This window comes from Actinomadura sp. 6N118, from assembly GCF_044326415.1.
GTDB lineage: Bacteria > Actinomycetota > Actinomycetes > Streptosporangiales > Streptosporangiaceae > Spirillospora.
This window is the reverse complement of record NZ_JBIRAZ010000009.1, coordinates 24579-45224: the sequence shown is the minus strand read 5'-3', so window position 1 is coordinate 45224 and position 20646 is coordinate 24579. Positions and strand designations below refer to the sequence as shown.

23 protein-coding genes are annotated in these 20646 nt (G+C 67.5%); 9 read left to right on the top strand and 14 right to left on the bottom strand.

The window, feature by feature from the left end:
- Window positions 1-47: 47 nt before the first annotated feature.
- The 3 genes from ACH34W_RS23725 to ACH34W_RS23715 form a co-directional block, all read right to left on the bottom strand.
- Window positions 48-1415: an FAD-binding oxidoreductase gene (locus ACH34W_RS23725; RefSeq protein WP_395963185.1), complete on the bottom strand. Its 1368-nt coding sequence runs from the start codon at window positions 1413-1415 to the stop codon at window positions 48-50.
- Window positions 1416-1560: 145 nt separating this feature from the next.
- A complete protein-coding gene (locus tag ACH34W_RS23720) occupies window positions 1561-2112 on the bottom strand; it encodes a DUF1707 and DUF4870 domain-containing protein (protein WP_395963184.1) in 552 nt (183 codons plus the stop codon).
- A gap of 103 nt (window positions 2113-2215) precedes the next feature.
- Window positions 2216-3001: a polysaccharide deacetylase family protein gene (locus ACH34W_RS23715; RefSeq protein WP_395963182.1), complete on the bottom strand. Its 786-nt coding sequence runs from the start codon at window positions 2999-3001 to the stop codon at window positions 2216-2218.
- Between the two features lie 206 nt (window positions 3002-3207).
- On the opposite strand from ACH34W_RS23715, the gene ACH34W_RS23710 reads away from it, so the two are divergent.
- Window positions 3208-3579, top strand: a complete 372-nt coding sequence (locus ACH34W_RS23710) for a hypothetical protein (RefSeq protein ID WP_395963181.1) — start codon at window positions 3208-3210, stop codon at window positions 3577-3579.
- On the opposite strand, the gene ACH34W_RS23705 is transcribed toward ACH34W_RS23710, so the two are convergent.
- The 3 genes from ACH34W_RS23705 to ACH34W_RS23695 all read right to left on the bottom strand — a co-directional run bounded on the left by ACH34W_RS23705 (window position 3576) and on the right by ACH34W_RS23695 (window position 5689).
- A complete protein-coding gene (locus ACH34W_RS23705; RefSeq protein ID WP_395963180.1) occupies window positions 3576-4157 on the bottom strand; it encodes a hypothetical protein in 582 nt (193 codons plus the stop codon). The genes ACH34W_RS23710 and ACH34W_RS23705 overlap by 4 nt on opposite strands.
- Window positions 4144-4659 carry an AAA family ATPase gene (locus ACH34W_RS23700; protein ID WP_395963179.1) on the bottom strand — a complete coding sequence of 172 codons (516 nt, stop codon included), beginning with the start codon at window positions 4657-4659 and terminating at the stop codon, window positions 4144-4146. Before ACH34W_RS23700 ends, ACH34W_RS23705 begins: the two co-directional genes overlap by 14 nt.
- A 136-nt stretch (window positions 4660-4795) precedes the next feature.
- Window positions 4796-5689, bottom strand: a complete 894-nt coding sequence (locus ACH34W_RS23695) for a PaaX family transcriptional regulator C-terminal domain-containing protein (RefSeq protein ID WP_395963178.1) — start codon at window positions 5687-5689, stop codon at window positions 4796-4798.
- A gap of 104 nt (window positions 5690-5793) precedes the next feature.
- Here ACH34W_RS23695 and ACH34W_RS23690 point away from each other — a divergent pair, with 104 nt between their 5' ends.
- Genes ACH34W_RS23690 through ACH34W_RS23675 form a run of 4 tightly spaced genes read left to right on the top strand, consistent with a single transcriptional unit; the run spans window position 5794 to window position 9588 of the window.
- Entirely contained in the window at window positions 5794-6741 is a 948-nt protein-coding gene (locus ACH34W_RS23690) for an SDR family NAD(P)-dependent oxidoreductase (RefSeq protein ID WP_395963177.1), read from the top strand.
- A 14-nt stretch (window positions 6742-6755) separates the two neighbouring features.
- Window positions 6756-7646 (top strand): amidohydrolase family protein, encoded by an 891-nt coding sequence (locus tag ACH34W_RS23685; RefSeq protein ID WP_395963519.1) that lies wholly within the window; start codon window positions 6756-6758, stop codon window positions 7644-7646.
- A 21-nt stretch (window positions 7647-7667) separates the two neighbouring features.
- Window positions 7668-9128 (top strand): long-chain fatty acid--CoA ligase, encoded by a 1461-nt coding sequence (locus tag ACH34W_RS23680; protein WP_395963176.1) that lies wholly within the window; start codon window positions 7668-7670, stop codon window positions 9126-9128.
- 10 nt (window positions 9129-9138) lie between these two features.
- Entirely contained in the window at window positions 9139-9588 is a 450-nt protein-coding gene (locus ACH34W_RS23675) for a MaoC family dehydratase (RefSeq protein ID WP_395963175.1), read from the top strand.
- Window positions 9589-9750: 162 nt separating this feature from the next.
- On the opposite strand, the gene ACH34W_RS23670 is transcribed toward ACH34W_RS23675, so the two are convergent.
- The 3 genes from ACH34W_RS23670 to ACH34W_RS23660 form a co-directional block, all read right to left on the bottom strand.
- Window positions 9751-10320: a dihydrofolate reductase family protein gene (locus ACH34W_RS23670; RefSeq protein ID WP_395963174.1), complete on the bottom strand. Its 570-nt coding sequence runs from the start codon at window positions 10318-10320 to the stop codon at window positions 9751-9753.
- A gap of 71 nt (window positions 10321-10391) precedes the next feature.
- Window positions 10392-10802 (bottom strand): PPOX class F420-dependent oxidoreductase, encoded by a 411-nt coding sequence (locus ACH34W_RS23665; RefSeq protein WP_395963173.1) that lies wholly within the window; start codon window positions 10800-10802, stop codon window positions 10392-10394.
- A gap of 347 nt (window positions 10803-11149) precedes the next feature.
- A complete protein-coding gene (locus tag ACH34W_RS23660; RefSeq protein WP_395963172.1) occupies window positions 11150-11611 on the bottom strand; it encodes a winged helix-turn-helix transcriptional regulator in 462 nt (153 codons plus the stop codon).
- A 98-nt stretch (window positions 11612-11709) separates the two neighbouring features.
- Here ACH34W_RS23660 and ACH34W_RS23655 point away from each other — a divergent pair, with 98 nt between their 5' ends.
- Together ACH34W_RS23655 and ACH34W_RS23650 are read left to right on the top strand one after the other, a co-directional pair.
- Window positions 11710-11871: a DUF899 family protein gene (locus tag ACH34W_RS23655; protein WP_395963171.1), complete on the top strand. Its 162-nt coding sequence runs from the start codon at window positions 11710-11712 to the stop codon at window positions 11869-11871.
- Window positions 11872-11904: 33 nt separating this feature from the next.
- Window positions 11905-12438: a pyridoxamine 5'-phosphate oxidase family protein gene (locus tag ACH34W_RS23650; RefSeq protein WP_395963170.1), complete on the top strand. Its 534-nt coding sequence runs from the start codon at window positions 11905-11907 to the stop codon at window positions 12436-12438.
- A gap of 260 nt (window positions 12439-12698) precedes the next feature.
- On the opposite strand, the gene ACH34W_RS23645 is transcribed toward ACH34W_RS23650, so the two are convergent.
- The 3 genes from ACH34W_RS23645 to ACH34W_RS23635 form a co-directional block, all read right to left on the bottom strand.
- The gene (locus tag ACH34W_RS23645) at window positions 12699-13091 is read right to left on the bottom strand and encodes a hypothetical protein (protein WP_395963169.1); all 393 of its coding nucleotides are present in this window, start codon (window positions 13089-13091) and stop codon (window positions 12699-12701) included.
- A gap of 529 nt (window positions 13092-13620) precedes the next feature.
- Window positions 13621-14631, bottom strand: coding sequence for a DUF4192 domain-containing protein (locus tag ACH34W_RS23640; RefSeq protein WP_395963168.1), 1011 nt, complete (start codon window positions 14629-14631; stop codon window positions 13621-13623).
- 42 nt (window positions 14632-14673) lie between these two features.
- Window positions 14674-15708 carry an alpha/beta hydrolase family esterase gene (locus tag ACH34W_RS23635; RefSeq protein ID WP_395963167.1) on the bottom strand — a complete coding sequence of 345 codons (1035 nt, stop codon included), beginning with the start codon at window positions 15706-15708 and terminating at the stop codon, window positions 14674-14676.
- 457 nt (window positions 15709-16165) lie between these two features.
- Between ACH34W_RS23635 and ACH34W_RS23630 the strand changes: the two genes are divergently transcribed.
- Window positions 16166-16522 (top strand): hypothetical protein, encoded by a 357-nt coding sequence (locus ACH34W_RS23630; protein WP_395963166.1) that lies wholly within the window; start codon window positions 16166-16168, stop codon window positions 16520-16522.
- Window positions 16523-16642: 120 nt separating this feature from the next.
- Window positions 16643-18589, top strand: coding sequence for a serine hydrolase (locus tag ACH34W_RS23625; protein ID WP_395963165.1), 1947 nt, complete (start codon window positions 16643-16645; stop codon window positions 18587-18589).
- 81 nt (window positions 18590-18670) lie between these two features.
- Here the strand turns inward: ACH34W_RS23625 and ACH34W_RS23620 are convergent, their stop codons facing one another.
- Both ACH34W_RS23620 and ACH34W_RS23615 read right to left on the bottom strand, forming a co-directional pair.
- On the bottom strand, window positions 18671-19726 hold the full coding sequence (locus tag ACH34W_RS23620) for an alpha/beta hydrolase (protein ID WP_395963164.1): 1056 nt from the start codon (window positions 19724-19726) through the stop codon (window positions 18671-18673).
- Window positions 19727-19871: 145 nt separating this feature from the next.
- Window positions 19872-20606, bottom strand: coding sequence for a hypothetical protein (locus ACH34W_RS23615; protein ID WP_395963163.1), 735 nt, complete (start codon window positions 20604-20606; stop codon window positions 19872-19874).
- Window positions 20607-20646 lie beyond the last annotated feature (40 nt).

The window sequence follows — 20646 nt, the reverse complement described above, 5'->3', positions numbered from 1 at the left end:
GTCCTCGGCCCCGTTCAAGGGCCTTCCCCCGATACGGCAGGCGCCCTTCAGCGCCCGCCCACGCACTTGTCGTAGAGGTCCAGCAGCCGCTTTGCGGGGTCGTACGACTCTTTGAGCCGTCGGTAGGTCTCCCCGTCGTAGTGGCGCCAGAACTCCTCCCGGCTGTAAAAAGCAGTCGAATAGAGGGACTTGTGGCCGTCAAGGGCTGCGACCTTACGTTCGATCAGACGGTTGTGGTATTCGGGGATCTGACCTGGTGGTAGCCGGACCGTGCCCCAGAAGCCGACGTTGACGTACGGCCTGCCCGGCTCGAGCGGGTAGAGCGGCCAGCGGTCCCTGGCCGAAAGCGGGCACAGCCAAATCGGGCTCATACCCACCTTGTCGTGGAAGAACTCCAGGAACTCAGCCAGTCGCTCGACCGGAACCTCGATGTCCTGGATGACGTCCTCGCGCGGCCGCAGCCCGCGCCAGCGCTCGATGCGCGCGACGACCTGGAAGCGCCGGTCGTACGCGACGAGTTTGCGGTAGACGTCCGACCGCTTGGCCTTGTCCGGCCAGATCCGGCGGACGGTGGGGTTTTGCACGCCGAACGCGCCGGAGCACCAGAACCAGTCGGTGTCCCAGCGCCAGATGTAGTCGCGCACGGTGAGGAAGTCGACCGACCGCTGCTGGATCGAGCGGTAGTAGATCTCCTGGCCGGTGTAGTCGGAGGTGTAGGGGGCCTCGTCGGTGAAGACGCCCAGGGTGATGTACTGCTCGCGGGCGCTGAAGACGGTGCCGTCCATGAAGTCGACCGGCTCGCCGTCGTAGGCCTTGGACTCGGTGATCTCGCCGAGCACCCGCGCACACTCGGCCGCGTCGTCGAACCGCAAGTGCCGGACACGCACATACGGCTTGACCGGAATGAGCTGGATCTTCAGCCGCAGCGAATAGCCGAGGGTGCCGTAGGAGTTGGGGAAGCCGTAGAAGAGGTCCCCGTGCTCGTTGTCGCGCGTCGCGGTGACGATCTGGCCGTCTCCGGTCAGCACGTCCATCTCCAGGACCGCCTCGTGCGGCAGCCCGAGCCGGAACGAGGTGGACTCGATGCCGAGCCCGGTGACCGCGCCGCCGAGTGTGATCGTCTTGAGCTGCGGCACGACGGTCGGCATGAGCCCGTGCGGGAGGGTCGCGTCGACGAGGTCCTCGTAGGTGGTCATGCCCTGGACCTCGGCGGTCCGCGACCCGGGATCGACGTTCAGGACCCGGTTGAACCCGGACACGTCCAGGCCGGGCGCCTCCGAAGGGTCACGCCACCGGAAGAGGTTGGAGGTCTTCTTGGCCAGCCGCACGGGCGTCCCAGGTGGAATCGCCTCGTACGACCTGCGAAGTGCCTCGACCGCCCGCCGGTGATCATCCTTGATCAAGAGCTCCGTCATGTACCCCTCCCGCACTCAGTAAACCGATCGTCCCATGTCTGTTCCACATAAGCGGGACGAGAGGGTGATCACAGGCAGGGAAGGGAATAGGCGCGCAGTGAGAAGCCCATTCGGGACATCAGTCCACCAGCGACGTCAGCGCGCGTTACTTCACCAGGCGCAGGATCCACGGGTAGCGGAACGACTTGCCGGTGAGCGCGATCACGGCCGCGATCCCGGCCACGATCCAGGTGATCGCGTACAACATCCCGCCGACCCCGAACGTGACGATCGTGATCAACAGCACGGTGAGCTGGAAGTTGAGCGCCTCCATCGCGTGCCGGCGGACGTACGCCGACCGTTTGCCGCTCAGCAGCATCAGGATCAGCGGGCCGACGACGAGGGTGGGGACTCCGATCGCGTGCGCGACCGCGGCGAGCATCCGGTCCTCACCGGTGGGCGGCGTCCCGTCCCACGTACTGTCCCCCGGCAGGGCCGGGCCTCTCTTGGGTGAGCCGGGAGGCACGGATGCGGGAGCGAGGTCGTACAAGACTCCCGCAAGCTCGCCCCTGGTCTTGGCCGTCATTGCGAGGTGCATGCGCATGTCGAACTCGGCGTGTTCGAGCCTGCCCTCGGCGTAGGCCTCTTGGAGCCGCTCGATGACGGGCTCCCGTTCGATGTCCGAAACCCGCAGGTCGGTGGGGTGACTGATGTCCATGACCTCATCGTCGGTCCCCGGAGCGCCACCTACCATCGGGGAAGTCCCTGAGGTGCCCCTGACTTCCCCTCGTCCCTGCGGACGTCGGCTCGTCCCCCGGACTTCAGCGCCTGCTGTATTTCTTGCCCGGGGTGAGCGGCCTGCCGTAGAGCTCGGAGACCGTCACGAAGACGTACCCCTTGGCGGCCAGCCTCTTGATGATGTTGGGGACGGCCGCGACGGTGGTCGGGTGGATGTCGTGCATGAGCACGATGTAACCCGGCCGGGTGGCCGCCACCACCCTGCGCTCGACGGTCTTGCTGTTGCGGTCGCGCCAGTCGTTCGGGTCGACGGTCCAGAGGATCTGCGCGAGCTTCATCTTCTTGGTGACCGAGGCGACGGTCCCGTCCGTGGACCCGTACGGCGGCCGCATCAGCTTGGGCGTGACACCGGTGGCTCGCTTGATCGCCGTCTGGGTCTTCACGAGCTCGGACTTCACCCTGCTCGACGAGGCGCGAGCCAGATCGGTGTGGGTGTAGCTGTGGTTGGCGACCTCATGCCCGCTCGACACCTCCCACCGCGCGACCTGCGGCCGCTTCGCCACGTTCTGCCCGATGAGGAAGAACGTCGCGCGCACCTTCCGCTGCTTGAGGATCTTGAGCAGCTTGGTCGTGCTGGACATCGGCCCGTCGTCGAACGTCAGCGCGACGCACTTCCGCTTCCGGCAGTCGATTCTCCGTGGCGGCGCCGCCATGGGCTGGGGTGTCCTCGCGGCCACGAGCTCGGCCTTTGCGTGGGTGGGAGCGGCGGCGGCCAGCGACACGTTCGCGTTGAGCGTGCTCAGCCAACCTGACATCGCCAGCACGGCGGCCACTCCGGCCCATCGCCTGGTCAAGACCGTCTCGCGCAATGCAGGTCCTCTCGGCCGCCACCCCAAAGGTGACCCTTACGGCCCGTCATCTTATGGGCGGGCCCCCTCACAGGAGCCGCAAAACGTGGTCCTGCGGGTGAGATCGTGACCTGCATGGAACCTTGCACGCACGGGCGATCGTTATTGTCGTACTCGCCCCAGTGCTCCGGAATAGTTCCGGGGCCACACCTAAGGACGGACAGGCGATGAGGTTCCGGGACCGGTTCGGGATCCGCAAGCACCGTGGCTCGACCGTCACCAGGCTCGACCGCGAGGCCACCGATTCCGACATCGAGGCACTGATCGCATTCGCGCGCGGCAAGCAGGGTGTCGAGTTCTTCGTCGAGCCGGAGACCTTCGCCACCGACACCACCGCCGTGGCCGTGGCCCACGACGGCGAATGGACACGCCGCCGCGTCGGCGCGCCCAAAGTGATCCACAAGGTCGCCCACGACCTGGGCCTCCCCGTCTACGACGTCCAGATCGTCGGCTACCCACCCCGCATGCGCGCCTGGAACGAGCGCAACCGCGACCGCCGCATCGACCCCGGCTCCCCAGGAGAAGCCGTCTCCTCCTAACCCAAGCGACCTGTCAGTGGCCAGGCTGCAAGTGCGGCACGGGCTGACTCCTCTACCGACAGGTTGCCGGTGTCAATGCGTATGTCGCTGCCCATGCCGCTGCTCTGGGGTGCTGCGGCGTCGCGGATTGCTTGCCGCGCGATCTCACGCAGGGTCGCGGCAGGCTGTCCTCGCAGGTCATCTCCAGGAATCGCGGGCCCGGCTCCGCCTCCCCGCGCCATGATGCGCTCGGTCAGCTGGTCTGGGCCGGCGTGCAGGCGGCACACGGTCACGGCGCATTCCGGGAGGACGGAGGCGTCCGGGTCGTCGACACCGCCCGAGACGATCAGGCACCGCGCACCGGCCTCGCTGAACACAGGCTGCATCGCGGCTAGGTTGGCCTTCCAGATCTCATCGGCGGAGCTCATGAAGCCGATCTGCTTCACGTCGACGTACGCTGCCCTGACGCCGTCGCGGATGACCTGCATGAAGATCTCGAACCCGATGGTCGACTTGCCGACTCCGACCGGCCCGCAGACCCACAGGACCGGCATCCCGTCACTCCGCCGCAAGACCGGCGTCCCGTCACTCCGCTCCAAGACCGGCCTCCTCCCATACGAGCCGGACCACGTCGGGCACTGGCAGGCCGCTGGTGTCGATGCAGAGGTCGGCGAAGTTCGTATGGTCCAGCGCTTCCGCCGCCGCGAGCGCCTCGTCGACCAGTTCCCGGCGCCAGCCACGCCCGACGAACCGCTCCCTGAGCTCGTCCGGGCGCGCCCTCAAGCGGCACAACGTCACTGTGGCGTCCGGCACGGCGTGGACATAGACCAGCGCCTCCTCGGCCGTGTTCACGACTCCGGAGAAGATCAAGCACTCCGCTCCGGCTGCCCGGAAGTTGGCACATGCGGCACGGAGGTTCTGTGCTCGAACGTGGTGGAGAACGTCGGGCGACGCCGGATAGAGCATGCCGATCTGGTCGGCGTCCACGTACGCCGCGTTCACCCCGGCACGAATGAGCCGCGTGTAAATCTCAAACCCCACCGTCGACTTGCCGACGCCCGGAGGGCCGCACAACCACAGAAGGGGAGCTCCGCCAACCATCGCCGTGACCCTAACGGGCCCCCCTTCCGAAGGGCGACTGGATTTCCTCGGGCCCGGGTGTGGCTCTTTCAGGCCTCGGGCCTGGGGTGTGGCTCTTCTCAGGCCTCAGGCCTCAGGTTGCGGAATGCGGCTCTTCTCAGACCTCGGATGCGGGGTGCGGCTCTTCTCGGGACTCGGGGGCGGCGGGCTTCTTGACCGGGATGAACTCGATCAGGCGGTCGGCGGTCTCGCGCGCGGGCGCGTCGTACCGTTCGCGCAGCTCATGCAGCACCCGCTGGGCTCGTACCGCTGGCCAGTCCTCGGGTAGGTGCTGGACGGGCAGCCGCGGATCCACCCGGACCAGCTGCAGCCATTCGGTCATCATCCACAGGTAGCGGGCCAGGTCGTGGGGCGCCTTGGGGATCGGGTCCCGCCGGTCCCAGCGATCGAGGAACTCCTGGTATCCGGCGGCCAGTTCGTCGAGGTCGAACGCGTCGCGCATCATCTGCGGCACGTCCGTGGGCTCCCCGGCGGTCCCGTGGAAGACCCGCAAGTGCCTGCTCAGGTCGAGATGCTCCAGGGAGCCGTTGAGCGAGCTGAGGATCGGCCCGAGGTCGACCTGCGACGGCGAGATCCACGTTCCGTTACCGAGGGGCCCGAACCCGGCCCACATCAGGCGTGAGCGCAGGTCGTGCCGCTGCCGCTGCCACGACTCGGGCATGGAGAACGAGAGCACGGTCCAGCGGCCGTCCCAGTCCCCGTTGACCGCTCCGCGCCGCCAGACCCTGGCTTCGCCGTCGAGCAGTATGCGCTCCGACCGTTTGGTCAGGCCGAAGTACATGCGCCGGCCCTGCCGGTGCCGGGCGAGCAGGCCGCGCCCGGTCATGCGGGTGAGCGTGGACCGGAGGGCGTGCTCGCCCACGCCGAGCCCGGCGAAGACCTCGATGAAGCTGCCCGAGAACACCGCGATGTCGCGCCGCAGCACGTAGTTGCCCAGGAAGGTCAGCAAGAGCGACTGGGGCCGCAGCCGCGGTGACGGGTCCTCGTACATGAGGTCAGAGTAGGGCCATTTCGCGATGTTGTGCACATTCTTGACTGCTGCAAATCGTACGCCTATCTTCGCAGGTAACCCGTCCCGCCTCAGGAGGTCTCCCCATGTCCATAGATCTGACCGGCAAGGTCGCCGTCGTGACCGGTGCCGGGCAGGGCCTTGGCTTGGCCTACGCCATCGCCCTCGCCCGTTCCGGCGCCGCGGTGGTCGTCAACGACGTCGACGAGATCGCTGCCAAGCGGGCCGTCCACACGATCACCGAGGAGGGCGGCAGCGCGGTGGCGGAGGTCGCCGCCGTCGGCTCGGCGGAGACGGCCGAACGGCTGGTCGCACGCGCGGTGGAGTCCTTCGGCAGACTCGACGTGCTCGTGACCAACGCGGGAATCCTGCGCGACCGGGTGCTCTGGAAGATGACCGACGAGGACTTCGACGCCGTCATCGGCGTCCATCTGCGCGGCACGTTCACCTGCGCACGGGCGGCGGCGGCCCACATGCGCGAGCAGGGCGAGGGCGGCACGCTCATCCTGGTCGGCTCCCCGGCCGGGCAGCGCGGCAACTTCGGCCAGACCAACTACGCCGCCGCCAAGGCCGGGATCGCCGCCATGGCACGCACGTGGTCGATGGAACTGGCCAGGGCAGGCATCACCGTCAACGCCATCGTCCCGGTCGCGGCGACCGCGATGACCGAGACGATTCCCGCGTTCGCGCCGTACGTCCAGGCACAGCAGCGCGGCGAGCCGTTCCCCGACTTCCTGCGCAAGCGCGAGGGCTTCGGGACCGCCGACGACTGCGCGGCGCTCGTTCCGTTCCTGGCCTCCGACGCCGCCCGCGAGATCACCGGCCAGTGCGTCGGCATCGGCGGCGACAAGCTCACGCTGTGGTCGCACCCGCAGGAGGTGTCGGTCGCCTACGCCGACGGCGGCTGGACGCCGGACACGATCGCGGCGGCCTGGCCCACCTCGGTCGGACGCGAGCCGCAGACCGTCGGCATCCCCGCACCCGTGTTCCCGGAGCCCGCGTCCCCTGCAGACCCCACGACCCCCGGAGCGTGACCGGGATGAACAGCATGACCGGGATGAACGTGGACGAACTCGTCGCCATCGATGTCCACACCCACGCGGAGGTCTCCTCCCGCGGGGACGCCTCCTCCCTTGCCGAGGATCTGCACGAGGCGTCCAGCGCCTACTTCAAGGTGGACGGCGCTAAGCGCAAGCCGACGTTGGAAGAGATCGCGGCCTTCTACCGCGAACGGAAGATGGCTGCGGTGGTATTCACCGTGGACGCCGAGCATGCCACCGGCGTCCCGCCCGTCCCGAACGAGGAGGTCGCCGAGGCAGCCGCCGCCAATTCGGACGTGCTCATCCCGTTCGCCTCCATCGACCCGTTCAGGGGAAAGGCCGGGATCCGGCAGGCGCGCCGGCTGGTCGAGGAGTACGGGGTCAAGGGCTTCAAGTTCCACCCCAACATCCAGGCGTTCTTCCCCAATGACCGGCTGGCCTACGGGCTGTACGAGGCGATCGAGGAGCTCGGGTGCATCGCGCTCTTCCACACCGGCCAGACCGGGATCGGCGCGGGCGTGCCGGGCGGGGGCGGCATCCGGCTCAAGTACTCCAACCCGATGCACGTGGACGACGTGGCGACCGACTTCCCCCACATGAAGATCATCCTCGCCCATCCCTCGTTCCCCTGGCAGGACGAGGCGCTCAGCGTCGCCACCCACAAGCCGACCGTCCACATCGACCTGTCCGGCTGGTCGCCCAAGTACTTCCCGCCGCAGCTCGTGCAGTACGCCAACAGCCTTCTCCAGGACAAGGTGCTCTTCGGCTCGGACTACCCGGTCATCAGCCCTGACCGCTGGCTGGCCGATTTTGCCAAGCTCCCCTTGAAGGACGAGGTCCGGCCGAAGATTCTCAAGAACAACGCGGCCCGTCTGCTGGGCCTGTGCAAGGACTCCTGATCCAGGACGAGGGAGCACACCATGCGCAACGAGGGAATCGGTTCATGGCCGGCGCGCCGTGCCCGCAAGACCCCGGACCATCCGGCCCTGATCCATGACGACCAGCCGTCCACGTACGCGGCGCTCCATGACCGCGTGACGCGCCTGGCGCACGCCCTGCACGGCCTCGGCGTACGGCGCGGCGACCGGGTCGCCTATCTGGCGCCCAACCACCCGACGTTCCTGGAGACGCTCTTCGCCACTGGCTGCCTGGGCGGGATCTTCGTCCCGCTCAACACCCGCCTGTCCGGTCCGGAGATCGCCTACCAGCTGGCCGACTCGGGCGCCTCGGTGCTGATCTACGGCGATTCCCATACCGACCTGGTCGCCGGAATCCGCCCAGACCTCCACATCAGAACCTACCTACCGCTAGGCCGGGGATACGAAGATCTCCTTCGGGACGCCCCCACCGATCCGATCGACGAGCCGGTCAGTCTCAACGATCCGTGCATGATCATGTACACCTCCGGAACGACAGGCCGGCCCAAGGGCGCCGTGCTCACCCACGGCAACATCACCTGGAACGCGGTCAACGTCCTGGTCGACACCGATCTCATCGCGGACGAGGTGGCGCTGGTGTCGGCTCCGCTGTTCCACACGGCGGGGCTGAACATGCTGACCCTGCCCGTCCTGCTGAAGGGCGGCACGTGCGTCATCGTCGGCGGCTTCGATCCGGCGGACACGTTCGACCTGATCGAAAAGCACCGAGTGACCTTCATGTTCGGCGTGCCGGCGATGTTCCAGCAAGCAGTCCGATCGCCCCGATGGGCCACCGCCGACCTGTCGTCCCTGCGGATCCTCACCTGCGGCGGCTCTCCCGTACCCCCGACCCTGATCGCCGCCTACCAGGAGCGGGGCCTGACGTTCCTCCAGGGCTACGGCATGACCGAGGCGTCGCCCGGCACGCTCTTCCTGGACGCCGCGCACGCCGTCTCAAAAGCAGGCTCTGCGGGCGTCCCGCATTTCTTCAGCGACGTCCGCATCAGCAACGGCGAAGTGCTCGTGCAGGGCCCGCACGTGATGTCCGGTTACTGGGGCCTGCCAGACGAAACAGCACGTGCCTTCACCGATGGCTGGTTCCGCAGCGGCGACGCCGCCCACGTCGACGAGGACGGCTACGTCTACATCGTCGACCGGATCAAGGACCTCATCATCTCAGGCGGCGAGAACATCTACCCCGCCGAGGTAGAACACGCCCTCATGACGGTCCCGGGTGTCCAGGAATGCGCCGTCATCGGAGTGCCGGACGACAAGTGGGGCGAGGTCGGCCGCGCCGTCATCGTAGGCGACCCGTCCCTCACCGAAACTGACGTTCTCACCGCCCTGGCCGGCCGCATCGCCAAATACAAGATCCCCAAATCGGTGGCGTTCACCGACACGCTCCCCCGCAACGCCGCCGGGAAGCTGCTCAAGGCCCGCCTGCGCGAAACGTTCGGAAACTGAAAGGACCTCCATGAACGTGCACATCGACGACCTGCCCAGCCTTGTAGGCAAGGAGTTCGGCCCCGGCGACTGGCTAGAGGTGACCCAGGAGCAAATCAACACCTTCGCCGACGCCACGGACGACCACCAGTGGATCCACGTGGACGTCGAACGGGCCAAGGAAGGCCCCTTCAAGGCGCCCATCGCCCACGGCATGCTGACCCTGTCGCTCTTCATCCCCCTGCACACCGCCCTCTTGGACGTAGAAGGGGTGACGACCAAAGTCAACTACGGCTTCAACAGGGTGCGCTTCCCCGCTCCCGTCCCCGCCGGCGCACGTATCCGCCTCACCACCCGCCTGGCCTCCGTCGAAGAGGTCGCCGGGAACGGCGTCCAGATCACGGTCGAAGGAACCATCGAGATCGAGGGCGGCAGCAAACCCGCGTGCGTCCTGCAAAGCGTCTCCCGCTTCTATCGCTGAAGCTCGCGCCCAGGCAAGCACTTATTTGGCGGTACGCCGCGGCCGGCCTTGAACGACCAGCCGCGGCACACGCCAGAATTTCAGGCGCGGAACATTAGGCCCCGATTCGTTCCTCTTGGAGTCGGGTAGGGCGATCACGGCGTTCTTGTCTTGCGTGACCTGTTAGACGGTGCTGCTGGAGTCGCCCTGAACGGAGGCGTTCTGGACGGCGTAGTTCAACACGACGACGCCCGACTGGCGGGCGTGCGTGCTGACCAGGGTCAGTGGTGTCTTTGGGTTTTCGACGAACGACCCGAGGGGCTGCCCCACGACGATGGGGTGCACCGCGAAGCGGAGCCGGTCGAGCAGGCCGTGCTCCAGCAGGGTGTGCGACAGCATCCCGTGGCCGAAGACGACCAGGTCCCCGCCACCTTCCTCCTTCAGTTTGCGCACCTCGGCGACCACGTCTCCATCCACGACGACTGAGTTGTTCCATTCGGTCCGCTGCAGCTTGGAGGAGAACACGTACTTGCGGATGCCGTTGATCGCGTCGGCGAAGTCGCCCTTCTGGCCCGGCCAGCGCCAGGACAGGTCCTCGTAGGTGCCGCGGCCCATGAGCATTGCGTCGCACCCCTGCAGAAGCTCGTGCGCCTCGGTGAGGAACTCGTCGTTGAAGTAGTCCAGGGCCCAGGACCCGGGATCGTTCATAACTCCGTCCAGGCTGATCAGTGTCGACTCGATGATCTTGCGCATATTGGTTCCTCTCAGGTTGCAGGGATGTACACGGCCCGGGCGGGACACAGGCCGCAGGGGTGGGCTGGGCGTCAGCTCTGCTGGGTGCCGGAGGCTGGCGGCCACAGGTGGACCTGATCCGCGGCGATGCGCACTGCCACCCGATCGGCGCCGGGTTCGGGCGGCGGTTCCCCGCCGTCCATGTACCGGTCGAACATCTCGCGCAGCAGCGCCTTGTCAGGGTCGTCGGTGATCGTCACCGTCCCGCGGATCTCCACGTACGCGAACGTGTGCGCCGACACCAACAGGCTCACGCGAGGATCGCGCTCCATGTTGCGGGTCTTCAGCCGTCCCCTGATCGTGCTGAACACCACCGCGTCGCCCTCGCGTTTGACGAAGATGACCGACGACTGCGGGCTTCCGTCGGCGTTGGTGGTCGCCAGGATCGCAGTGTGCTTCCCGTCGATCAGATTCCGAGCGGTGGCGGCCAGGGGAACGGCCATAAAGGTCTCCTCCACGGTCGAGGTGCAAGGGCGGGCGCGGTAGACGCTCCGCCCCCCGAGTGGACCGGCTCAGGTGGGCCGGGTTCCTTCATGTAGACCCGTCAGGCGGTCAGGAGGGAGCGCTTCGCCCGGTGGGTGTGACCCAGGCCACTTGGCGGGCGCCCGGCGGCTTTGAGGGCGTCGAGTCGGGTGTCCAGTGACTGGAGGACGGTGGAGGCGCAGGCGATCCGCTGGCTTCACCCGCACAGCCTGATCCACCTCGTCGGCGGTCGAGGCCAGGCTTCAGCGGGCGAAAGTGTTTCCTGGTCAGCTTGTCTAGGTACCCCAAGGCCAGATGGCCGGGCTGGCTACCGGGTCGGTTGGCTACCGGGGCCGGGGAGAACGTCGATGTCGCCGGCGTGCATCGGTTCGCCGCAGACCGCGCAACGCGGTTCCGCGTGGCTGATCTGGCCGCAGGAGTGGTGGCGGTAGAGCACGGGTGGTCCCGCCTCTCCCGCGGTCCAGCGGTCTCCCCACCGGACCATGGCCATGAGCACGTCGCACAGTTCCAGGCCCTTGGGGGTGAGGAGGTACTCGTGGCGTGGCGGGCGGCTGGAGTACTCCCGTCGCACCAGGACCTCGTTCTCGACCAGCCACGACAGCCGCTCGGCGAGCACCTTGCGGGAGATGCCCAGGTCGCGCTGGAGCTGCTCGAAGCGGGTGATGCCGACGAAGACGTCCCGCAGGATCAGCGGCGACCATTGTTCGCCGAAGACGTCAAGTGTGCGGGCGATCGAACACGTCATGTCGCCGAACCGGGTGCGCTGCATGGAATCCAGCCTAGACCGACACAGTTTCTTCTGGGAACGGGCTCTGCTACCGTCGGCCTTGTCAGTCTCTTTAGGAAATGCATGGAGGCGAGCTCGTCATGGACGTTCCTCCTGTCGTGTCGGCGCGGGAATGGCAGAACGCGCGCAATGCCCTGCTGGTGAGGGAGAAGGAGGTGAGCCGGGAGTTGGCCGCCGCACGGCGCAGGCTGCCCATGGTCCGGATCGACCGGGACGAGTACGAAACGCCCGCCGCCCACTGAACCACGACCGGCTCCACCACCCGGAGGACTTTCATGAACATCGCCATGCCTACTGCCGAGCTGCTGTTCAGCGAGAAGGACGCAACGCCGATCAGCTCCGACGACACGACGATCAAGTCGTGGAAAGAGGCGCTGGAATGCCTGGAATCAGCACCCAAGGCCTGGCTGTCCACCGCCCGACCCGACGGGCGTCCCCATGCCATGCCCCTCCTGGTGGTTCTCGTGGACGGCGTGCCGAGCTTCGCCAGCCGCCCCGGCTCTCGCAAGAGCACGAATCTCGCGGCCAGCCCCAGCTGCGTCATCACAGTCAGCGGCCAGACGCTCGACCTTGTCATCGAGGGTGACGCGACGCGGGTACACGACGAGGCCGGGCTCCGCCGCATCGCCGACGCCTTCAAGGCCAAGATCAGCTGGGAGTTCGCACTGCGCGACGGCCGGGCCCACCAAGACGACCTGCCCGGTTCTCCCGAGTACGCCTTCTACCGCCTCACGCCCCGGCGCGCCTTCGGCTACGGCTCCGACGGTCTGACCGCGACGCGCTGGCGCTTCGACCACCTGACGCTCTGAACAAGAGCTACAGCCGGGGCCCGTCACCGCCGCGGTGTAGATGCAGGCCGATGCGGTGAGTGGCGCGGGTCTACCGCGGCGGGCATGCGTGCAGGCAGGTTCTGATGTCGATGTAGTCGACGGTCATGGTGGAGGGGAAGTCGGCCGCGTCTGGCGCGCCGGGCCAGTGCCCGCCGACCTCAAAGGCCAGCGCGTGAACGAACGCCGATAACGAGGCAGCACTGCCTAAGCTGCGACGCTCACCCCGTCGCTCCGGACGATCAGGGGACATTCTCGCCTCGCGTCCCCTCGCCACGGCGCGCGCGTTGACGATTGACCCGGAGCCGCTGCTGCTCCTTGTGCAGCCGCCAGATGATCCGCGCGCAGAACACGAGCAGCGCCGCGGCTCCCAGAATGAACACGATGGACCCGAGTGTCTGTCCGATGAATCTGTCGGCATAGACGCCGGTGGGACTGCCGCTGTCCCGAGCGTCCACGCGCTGGCCCGGGTCGTCGACCCGGACATCGTCTCCCCGCAGCCACACGTCCCTCAGAGTTCGTGTGCCGTCATCGGATGCCCAGTCACCCTTCCACCCGCAGGTCCGGGACCGGCCCGTGCCGCCGCAGTACTCCTTCTCGGCGGTGAACGTGCCGCGCTCACCTGGGTGAACCATGGCTGAAACCGAATGCGTCAGCCCCTGGCTGGCAGAGAAGATGACGGCAATGGCCGCCGCTGGCAGGAGAATTCCCCAAAATAAGACCGTCCACCGAGCCCTGGTCGGCCCGTAAACCCTTGAACCCATGTCACCCCCAATGGTGTCTCCGCGGCTGAGACGCACGTGCGACAGATCATGGTTCCGCTCCGGGGTGCCGGGATCCCTCACGGCCGCTGCCTCGGGGCTCTGGTCGCCACGAACAGCGCGGCAAAGGTGACCACCGCGCTCGTGGCTGTTGTCGGCCGGGAGAAGCACACCTCGCGGCGCGATTCCAGAGTGGCCCGTTGCCCCAGAAAGCTGGGGGTCCTGGGGCAACGGGTGAACTGGACCGGGGCGTGGGGCGGCAAAGGGGGCCGTTGTATAACGCCCACGCCTTGGTTTGATTTCGCTGCTTGGTTGACCTCCTTTCTTGGGCGGTTGCCCGGGTGCGGATGAGCAGGCCTCCTTCCTGGGGCGGTCGCCCGATGGGTGTAGAGGCTTCTTTTGGCTATTGGGGGCGGCCTTTGTCTTCGTAGGCGGTGGCCAGGGCTTCGGGACTCATGGTTAGGCGCATTTGGGACGGTGGGATGCCTGCTTCGACCACGGCGCGCAATAGGTGAGCCAGGGAGTAGGTGGGGTCAGCGTCTTGCGCTCGGTCTAGGGCCAGGTTGGCTAGGCCCCCGTCGCCGGCGGCGTAGGCGGCTATGGCCAGCAGGCAGGCAGGGGCTGCGGCGTAGGGCTCTTCGACACGGCGGAGGATGGCGCGCCAGAAGTCGATGTCGCGTTGGGGGTCGTCTGCGTTTACGCGGATCCAGGCTTCGTCTCGTACGCGCATGCTGGTGAGGGCCACACCCAGCCACGCGACCTCGTCGTCGGTCAGGTCCGGGGTCAGTGTGGAAAGGGCGGTCAGGCCGCTGGCCACCAAGCGGGACTGGATCTCGGCGGGGGTGAGGGCCTCGCGGGTCCAGGAGAGAAAGCGTTCCTCGGCTCGGTCGGTGGCCTCGCGCATCGCTTTGCGCGGCTCCCCTTCCAGAGGTGCGAGTGTGCGGGCCAGGTCGGCTCTGTTTTCGAGGGCCACGTGACCGGAGAGGGTGGCCTGGGCCGCGACGACCGTGGTGGAGATGTCGTACGGGTGACCCTCGGGTGGGCAGCAGTCGCCGTCTACGCAGGTCAGGGACCACCAGCGGTCTGGGGTTATACGCAGAGCCTCGGTGATCTGCAGCTTGTGGGCGGTCAGGACTTCCCAGGCTGCAGTTACTACCGGGGCGACGTCGTCGACACTGCCGTAGCCGAGGAGTAAGGCTTGGCGGAATGCGTTCTGGGTGAGGAGCGCGGCTATGCGTTCAGCGGCTGCCTTGGCGTCGGGCTGCGGTAAGTCGAGCCGCATCGCGCATGTGTTGTGCGGACCGTCGTACGCGATCACCACGAGGCTGTCGGTGGGGTGGAAGCCCAGGAGGTACGGCACGGCGGCTATGGCGTCCTGGGGAGAACGGATCACCAGCGGCGTTTTCGTCTTCATGCTGGTGATGGTTGCAGGGCGTGGCACTCAGTGACAGTAGAATCACGTTCTGTGGATAACCGTCGGCTTGGTCGCCGCAGGCGATCGTGGATGCGTCGCGAAGAAGGACCACAACATCTCGCTGCCGTCGACACCGGCGGTCTTGGTGGGCACCGGCCATTCGTGCCCGCCGCCGGTCACCGTGCACAGGGCGACCTCGGTACGGGAGGCACCCCGGCCTGTGGTTTTGCAGCGCGTCGCCGCCTTCTCGAAGTAGGAACGGGTCAGCGCGGGCAACTCGGCCAGCCGCCGCCAGATATCGACGACGGCTTGAACGGGCAGGAACGGCACCTTGACGTTGAAGTCCAGATTGCCGCCGCCGTTGTAGGGAACGGAAAAGTCGTCCGTTCCGTGGAAGGCGAGCAACGACACCTTTGGCCGTGACGGGCACAACGTGGCGAGCGCACCGGAGACCACGCCTATGGCGGCCACACGATCGGGACGTTCACACACGTACTTGTAGGCCAGCCCGCCGCCGTTGGAAAACCCCGTCAAATAGATCCGCCGGGGGTCGGCCAGCTTCTCCTTGATCAGCGTAGTGATGAGCTCGTCGATGAACGCGACGTCGTCCACTCCGGCCAAGCGGGCGAACCAGCAGCAACCACCGGCGTTCCACGTGCGCAGGAAGCCGTCGGGATACGCCACGACGAAGCCGTGACGCTCGGACACGGCGTCCAGGCCGCTCTGCTGCTGGATGTACTTACTGTCGTCGAGACCGCCGTGCAGCGCGATCACGAGTGGGGGCGGCTGGCCGGTTTTGCGTCGCTTCGGCACATGGAGCGTGTACGGCCGGTCCCACTTCTCTTTCACGAGCCAGTTGAACGACGGCATGGTGATCGTGCGCGCATGTGTACCGGGCGCGATCGGTGTCGAGGGCGTGCTCGGCGGCGAGGGCGCGCTTGGTGTCGGCGGCGCGCTTGGTGTCGAGGGCTCGCTCGGTGGCGGGGGCGGCGCGGCGGCCACTGCGGGCGGGGGGTGGGCGCCGGTGGCCAGGCACAGGACCATCGCCATCAGCGCCGCCCGCATGATGATTCTCATGGAGCGATCTTGCGGTGCGAGCCATCCCTTCCGCTACGTGCCGGACGAGTGGAAAACGATCGCTTGTTTGTGTGATCTGGCTAAGGATTCGAGGTCAAAGCGGCGCGCCTGCTTGCTGCAGCCTGGACGTTCCTCAATCACGGGAAGAGTTGGTCGCAATAGCCGGGGGGCGGGACGCCGGCTGCGATCCAGCCGACGGCCAGGAGGAGGACGAAAACGGCGCCGAGCACTGTGATCGAGGCTCCCAGGATCGGGCCGAAGCGTGAGTCGCGGAACGCCGCGTGCGCGGCGCCGGTCAGGGCCCGGTCTTCACCGGACCACTACAGAGTCTCCACATGGCCCATCTATCAGTTGGCTGACAAAGGGTGCCGTTGGACGTAGCGGCGAAGACATCGCCCCGCGCCGGAAGGGCCCCTAGTGTCGGCTCCCGCTCTAGCGTGCGTCGAAGGGAAACGTCGTGAAGCTCGCGTTCGGTGCGGGACTGCTCGTGGTCACCGCCCTGCTGGCCGGTTGTGGCGGGGATGACAAGGACAAAAAGGACGCCGCTCCACCGGCGTCCGCACCGGCCGTTCCGTCGGCCTCGACGCCGGTGACATCCTCCACGGGCTCCCCTCCCACGCCGCCTCCCGCGACCAGACCGTCTCGGCCCGCGCCGCAGGTGAGCGCCTCGTTCGTCGCGTGCATGCGAAGCCATGGGGTGAAGATCCCTGACCAGGGCGAGAAGTGGACTCCCCCGCCGGCCTCCGACCAAGTCAAGATCCAGAAGGCGCTCTCCGACTGCATGCGCAGCCTGTCGTCCCCGCCTCCGCAGTAGGCGCACCGCGGCCGAAGCGGCGGCCACATCGGGACAGAGCCTTATCGAAGTGCCTTGGGGCCGCCTACATTCGCCGGATCGGGGATGTGACTGCGCCATCGGGGGCGCGCAGGGGGGTTCATGATGAGGCATTCGTTCCGGTGGTGCGCGCTGACGGCCGTGGTCACCGGGCTGTCGCTGGCCGGGGTCACCGGGCTCTCGCCTGCCGGGGTTTCCGCGGCGGCCGTGCCCGGCGTTCCGTCGGCCACGTTCGATCCGAACGCGATCGGCTGGCTGTCGCTGCGGGACCAGTCGAGCGCCGGGTTCACCACCTCGTACACCCAGAACCGCAACGCCGGCTATCTGGTCACCGACCTGGACATCGAGGTCAACGGGACCGACTACCGCGTCGGCTCGGTGTGGCAGCGAAACACCGGCAACCGCGACTGGCGGCTGCTGCGCGACCTGACGGGCACCCAGTTCGGCGACGCCTGGACGCAGGCGATGAACGACGGCATGCGGCTGGTCGACCAGGAGACGTACATGCTCAACGGCACCCGCCGGTTCGCGGGTGTCTGGATCAAGAACGTGGAGGGGTACGGCTGGGCGTCCTACCGGGGCATGACCGAGGCCCAGCTCGCGACCCGGCTCGCCGAGCAGCGCGCCGCCGGGCGCATGCCGGTCGACGTCGACCAGTACGTCACGCCGGACGGGGTGCGTTACCTGGCGGCCTGGGTACAGAACGCCGACGGACTCGACTGGCGGTTCGAGTACGACCTCACCTCGGCCGAGTTCGCGACCAAGTTCGACCAGTACAAGGCCGCGTTCCGGATGCTCGGCGTCACCTCGGTGCGGACGGGCGCAGGCCAGCGTTATGCCGGGATCTGGGTCGAGAACCGCAACCGCCGAGACTGGTCGGAGTACCGGGACATGAGCGCGCAGACCTTCGCCAACCGGTGGAACCGCGCTAACGACGAAGGCTTCCGGCTGGTGGCGTTCGACCGGTACGAGACCGCGAGCGGGACGCGGTACGCCGGTGTCTGGCGGCAGAACGGCGACCGCCCGGACTGGGCACCCAAGGGCCAGATCGACACCCGCGTGCAGAGGGAGCTGGACGACACCGCCGTTCCCGGCATCAGCGTCGCGGTGTTCCAGCGTGGCCAGGCCAGGTACCTGCGCGGCTTCGGCATGGCCGACATCGATGGCAACGTGTGGATGGACACCCGCCATGTCGGATCGCTGGCCTCGGTCAGCAAGGCGGTCGCCGGAGTCCTGACCATGCGGATGGTGGAGCAGGGCCAGGTCGGGCTAACCGACACCACGCGCAGCCGGGTCCCGGCGATGCCCGCGCACCACACCCACACCGTGGGGAACCTGCTGAGCAACCGCGGCTGCGTCGGCCACTACGACGAGATCCCCGACGACGCGTTCGACAACATGCCGTACGCCACCGCGCTCGCCGCGTCCCGGCAGTTCTGGAACGAGCCGCTGGCCTGCACGCTCCCGGACTACCACTACAGCACCCACGGCTACACCCTGCTCGGCGCGGCCCTGGAGTCAGCCGGCGGGACGAACGTCGAGAACCTCGTGCGGACCAGGCTGACCAACGCCTTCGGCCTCGGCACCCTCGCCCCGCAGGACCCGAACGACACGACCGTGCGGCGCATGGCGCAATACACCACCGCCGACCGGGAGATCGCGCTCGAGAACAACGACTGGAAGACGCTCGGCGGCGGCATCGACTCCTCCGTCGCCGACCTGGCCCGGTTCGGCGACATGCTCGCTTCGGGCAGGATCCTCACCGCGGCCTCGCGGACCACGATGTGGACGGCGCCCGACACACTGGACTCCTACGCCTACGGCTGGGACACCGGATCGCAGCGGGACTCCCAGGCACGTTCGCATCGGCTCGTCGCCAAGGACGGATCTCAGCCGGGCGCCCTCACCCACATCCGCGTCTACCCGGACGACGGGATCACGATCGCCGTCATGATGAACGACCGCTCCCAAGAGTCCGGCAAGCCCATGCAGAGTCCGAACGCGGTCGCCCGCGACATCGGGCTGATCGTGCTGAACTCACTCCCCTGATCCGGGCGTGACTGCGAGGGCGTGTCTCAAGCTGACTGCGAGGGTGTGTCTCAAAGTCAGCTGCCGACCTCGAGACACGCCCTAGCTGGTCACTCGCTGGCTGCCGACCGCCTGCATGATCGCCGGCCATGAGGTCTTCATCTCGCGGTCCCAGTATTTCCACTGGTGCCAGCCGTCGCCGTACAGGTTCGCGGTGACGGGGATGCCGAGCGACCTGAGCCTGTTCACGAAGGCGGACGAGGTGAGGCCGGTCATCTGCTCGCTGATCCCGCCGACCAGCCGCGCCCTGATGGCCTCGGGGAGGGTCATGTCGGTGGGGTCGAGCGGGCCGCGGTCGCCGGTGGTGCCGGACGAGACGTAGAGCCCGGTCCCGCGCATCTTCTCGGCGAGGTCATAGGGGTTGTTGGCCCGCCAGTTCGCCCGGTGCAGCAACGGGACGCCCCAGATCCGGAAGGCGTCTCCGACGGAGGCGTTGAGCAGCATGAGCTGGGCGTCGATCCCCGGCATGGTGATGTGCAGCAGGCCGCTGTAGGAGGCGGCGTACTTGAACAGGCCGGGGTGCCGGCCCGCCATCGTGATCGCGCCGAGTCCCCCGGAGGAGATGCCGATGGCCGCCCGGCGGTCACCGCCCCGGAAATTGCGCTCGATGAGCTGGCGCAGTTCGACGGTGTGGAACGTCTCCCACGCCGGGGCCCCGAAGGCGCCGTAGTTGTACCAGTCGGTGAAGCCCGCTTGGCCGGGGTCCGGCATCACGACGAGGGCGTCCCACTGCGCGGCCACGTCCTCGATGTCGGTGCTTTCCATCCAGGTGGCCTGGGTGTCCGCACTGTCGCCACCGCCGAGAGCGAACACCACCGGCCACGTCCGCGCGGAGTCACGCTGCCAACCTTGGGGAACGCGCACGCGGACCGTCACCGTCTGCGCCACAGCCGGGGACTGCACGGTCATGTCGACCGTGGAGGGGTCCAGCCATCTCTCGCTGGTGATCTGCGCGCCGTCGTCGGCGGGGACCGACGCGGCCGCCCGCGCGGTCGTGGTCGCGGACACCGAGGGCGTCGCCGGCACGAGGCCGATACCCAGGACGAGCGCGGTGAGGGCGGCCGTCAGGGCCGACGCTCGCGACTTCGATCTACTCATGCCTCGGCCCTTCGTGCCACCCGTTAACGATCAAGACTGGGTGGAGGATACAGAAATCCCGCGAACCGGAACACTCAAGCAAATCAACACTTTGCGCCGAACACCTGGGCCTGCATGACTAACGAAGTGTCAGAACGCCGGACAGTCAGCTCACGGGCGCGGAGAGCATCGGCCGGAACTGGTCATAAAAGGCCTCCTTGAGCCGGAGTGCCCCTTCCTCGACCTCTTTGAATGCCTCGGGTGACTCCTCGCGGACGAGGAGTTCGCTCACACGCAGGCCGAGGCGATCGGAATGCGTGCCCGACAGGAGCGACACGGTCGCCAAGGGATGCGCCTTCGCATCGTGAACGTAATGCGGGTAGTAGAAGCGCGAACGGTTCTCCCCGTTCCGGATCAGGATCGGCGCCATCCGAGGCCAGAGCAGTTCGTACTCGACGGATACCAGCACCTCACCCCAGAACCGCAGGAACGTCAGCAGCCGGAGGTCGGCATTGCCCTGCCGTCCGGCATCGGCCACCAGGGCGAACGTCTCGGTGATCGCGGCCGCCGTCTCCGCCGTGGGCCTGCTCTCGACGATCTCCTTCCTGGGGATGCCGAGCTGGATCAGGTCCTCGGTCGTGTCCTCGCGGTGCGACCGGGTGTGCCCGCTGTCGTCGGGATACTCCTCGCGCAGGATGACGCGCGCCATCCGCAGGCCTGTCTCGTCCTCCAGCAGATCGATCGCCAGGTCATAGACCGGGGTGAACGCGAGCGAGAGGAACCGCCGCTGCAGGAGGATCGCGGCGAAGCCGTCGTCCGCGAGCCGCGCGACGTCCGCCAGCACCGGGTGCCGCTTGAAGCGTCCGATGAGCCCGTCCTCGAACTCGTCCACGTCGTGCATGGTCCCAGCCTCTCCCCCACCCGCGTCACCGCTCAAGGGC

Bases quoted from the DNA above. Each gene is read 5' to 3' on its own strand.
- ACH34W_RS23615 (WP_395963163.1), bottom strand. From the start codon at position 20,606: ATGCACGACGTGGACGAGTTCGAGGACGGGCTCATCGGACGCTTCAAG.
- ACH34W_RS23710 (WP_395963181.1), top strand. From the start codon at position 3,208: ATGAGGTTCCGGGACCGGTTCGGGATCCGCAAGCACCGTGGCTCGACC.
- ACH34W_RS23650 (WP_395963170.1), top strand. From the start codon at position 11,905: ATGAACATCGCCATGCCTACTGCCGAGCTGCTGTTCAGCGAGAAGGAC.
- ACH34W_RS23665 (WP_395963173.1), bottom strand. From the start codon at position 10,802: ATGGCCGTTCCCCTGGCCGCCACCGCTCGGAATCTGATCGACGGGAAG.
- ACH34W_RS23720 (WP_395963184.1), bottom strand. From the start codon at position 2,112: ATGGACATCAGTCACCCCACCGACCTGCGGGTTTCGGACATCGAACGG.
- ACH34W_RS23635 (WP_395963167.1), bottom strand. From the start codon at position 15,708: ATGAGAATCATCATGCGGGCGGCGCTGATGGCGATGGTCCTGTGCCTG.
- ACH34W_RS23685 (WP_395963519.1), top strand. From the start codon at position 6,756: ATGACCGGGATGAACGTGGACGAACTCGTCGCCATCGATGTCCACACC.
- ACH34W_RS23690 (WP_395963177.1), top strand. From the start codon at position 5,794: ATGTCCATAGATCTGACCGGCAAGGTCGCCGTCGTGACCGGTGCCGGG.
- ACH34W_RS23620 (WP_395963164.1), bottom strand. From the start codon at position 19,726: ATGAGTAGATCGAAGTCGCGAGCGTCGGCCCTGACGGCCGCCCTCACC.
- ACH34W_RS23695 (WP_395963178.1), bottom strand. From the start codon at position 5,689: ATGTACGAGGACCCGTCACCGCGGCTGCGGCCCCAGTCGCTCTTGCTG.
- ACH34W_RS23670 (WP_395963174.1), bottom strand. From the start codon at position 10,320: ATGCGCAAGATCATCGAGTCGACACTGATCAGCCTGGACGGAGTTATG.
- ACH34W_RS23625 (WP_395963165.1), top strand. From the start codon at position 16,643: ATGATGAGGCATTCGTTCCGGTGGTGCGCGCTGACGGCCGTGGTCACC.
- ACH34W_RS23655 (WP_395963171.1), top strand. From the start codon at position 11,710: ATGGACGTTCCTCCTGTCGTGTCGGCGCGGGAATGGCAGAACGCGCGC.
- ACH34W_RS23645 (WP_395963169.1), bottom strand. From the start codon at position 13,091: ATGGTTCACCCAGGTGAGCGCGGCACGTTCACCGCCGAGAAGGAGTAC.
- ACH34W_RS23725 (WP_395963185.1), bottom strand. From the start codon at position 1,415: ATGACGGAGCTCTTGATCAAGGATGATCACCGGCGGGCGGTCGAGGCA.
- ACH34W_RS23700 (WP_395963179.1), bottom strand. From the start codon at position 4,659: ATGGTTGGCGGAGCTCCCCTTCTGTGGTTGTGCGGCCCTCCGGGCGTC.
- ACH34W_RS23675 (WP_395963175.1), top strand. From the start codon at position 9,139: ATGAACGTGCACATCGACGACCTGCCCAGCCTTGTAGGCAAGGAGTTC.
- ACH34W_RS23640 (WP_395963168.1), bottom strand. From the start codon at position 14,631: ATGAAGACGAAAACGCCGCTGGTGATCCGTTCTCCCCAGGACGCCATA.
- ACH34W_RS23660 (WP_395963172.1), bottom strand. From the start codon at position 11,611: ATGCAGCGCACCCGGTTCGGCGACATGACGTGTTCGATCGCCCGCACA.
- ACH34W_RS23680 (WP_395963176.1), top strand. From the start codon at position 7,668: ATGCGCAACGAGGGAATCGGTTCATGGCCGGCGCGCCGTGCCCGCAAG.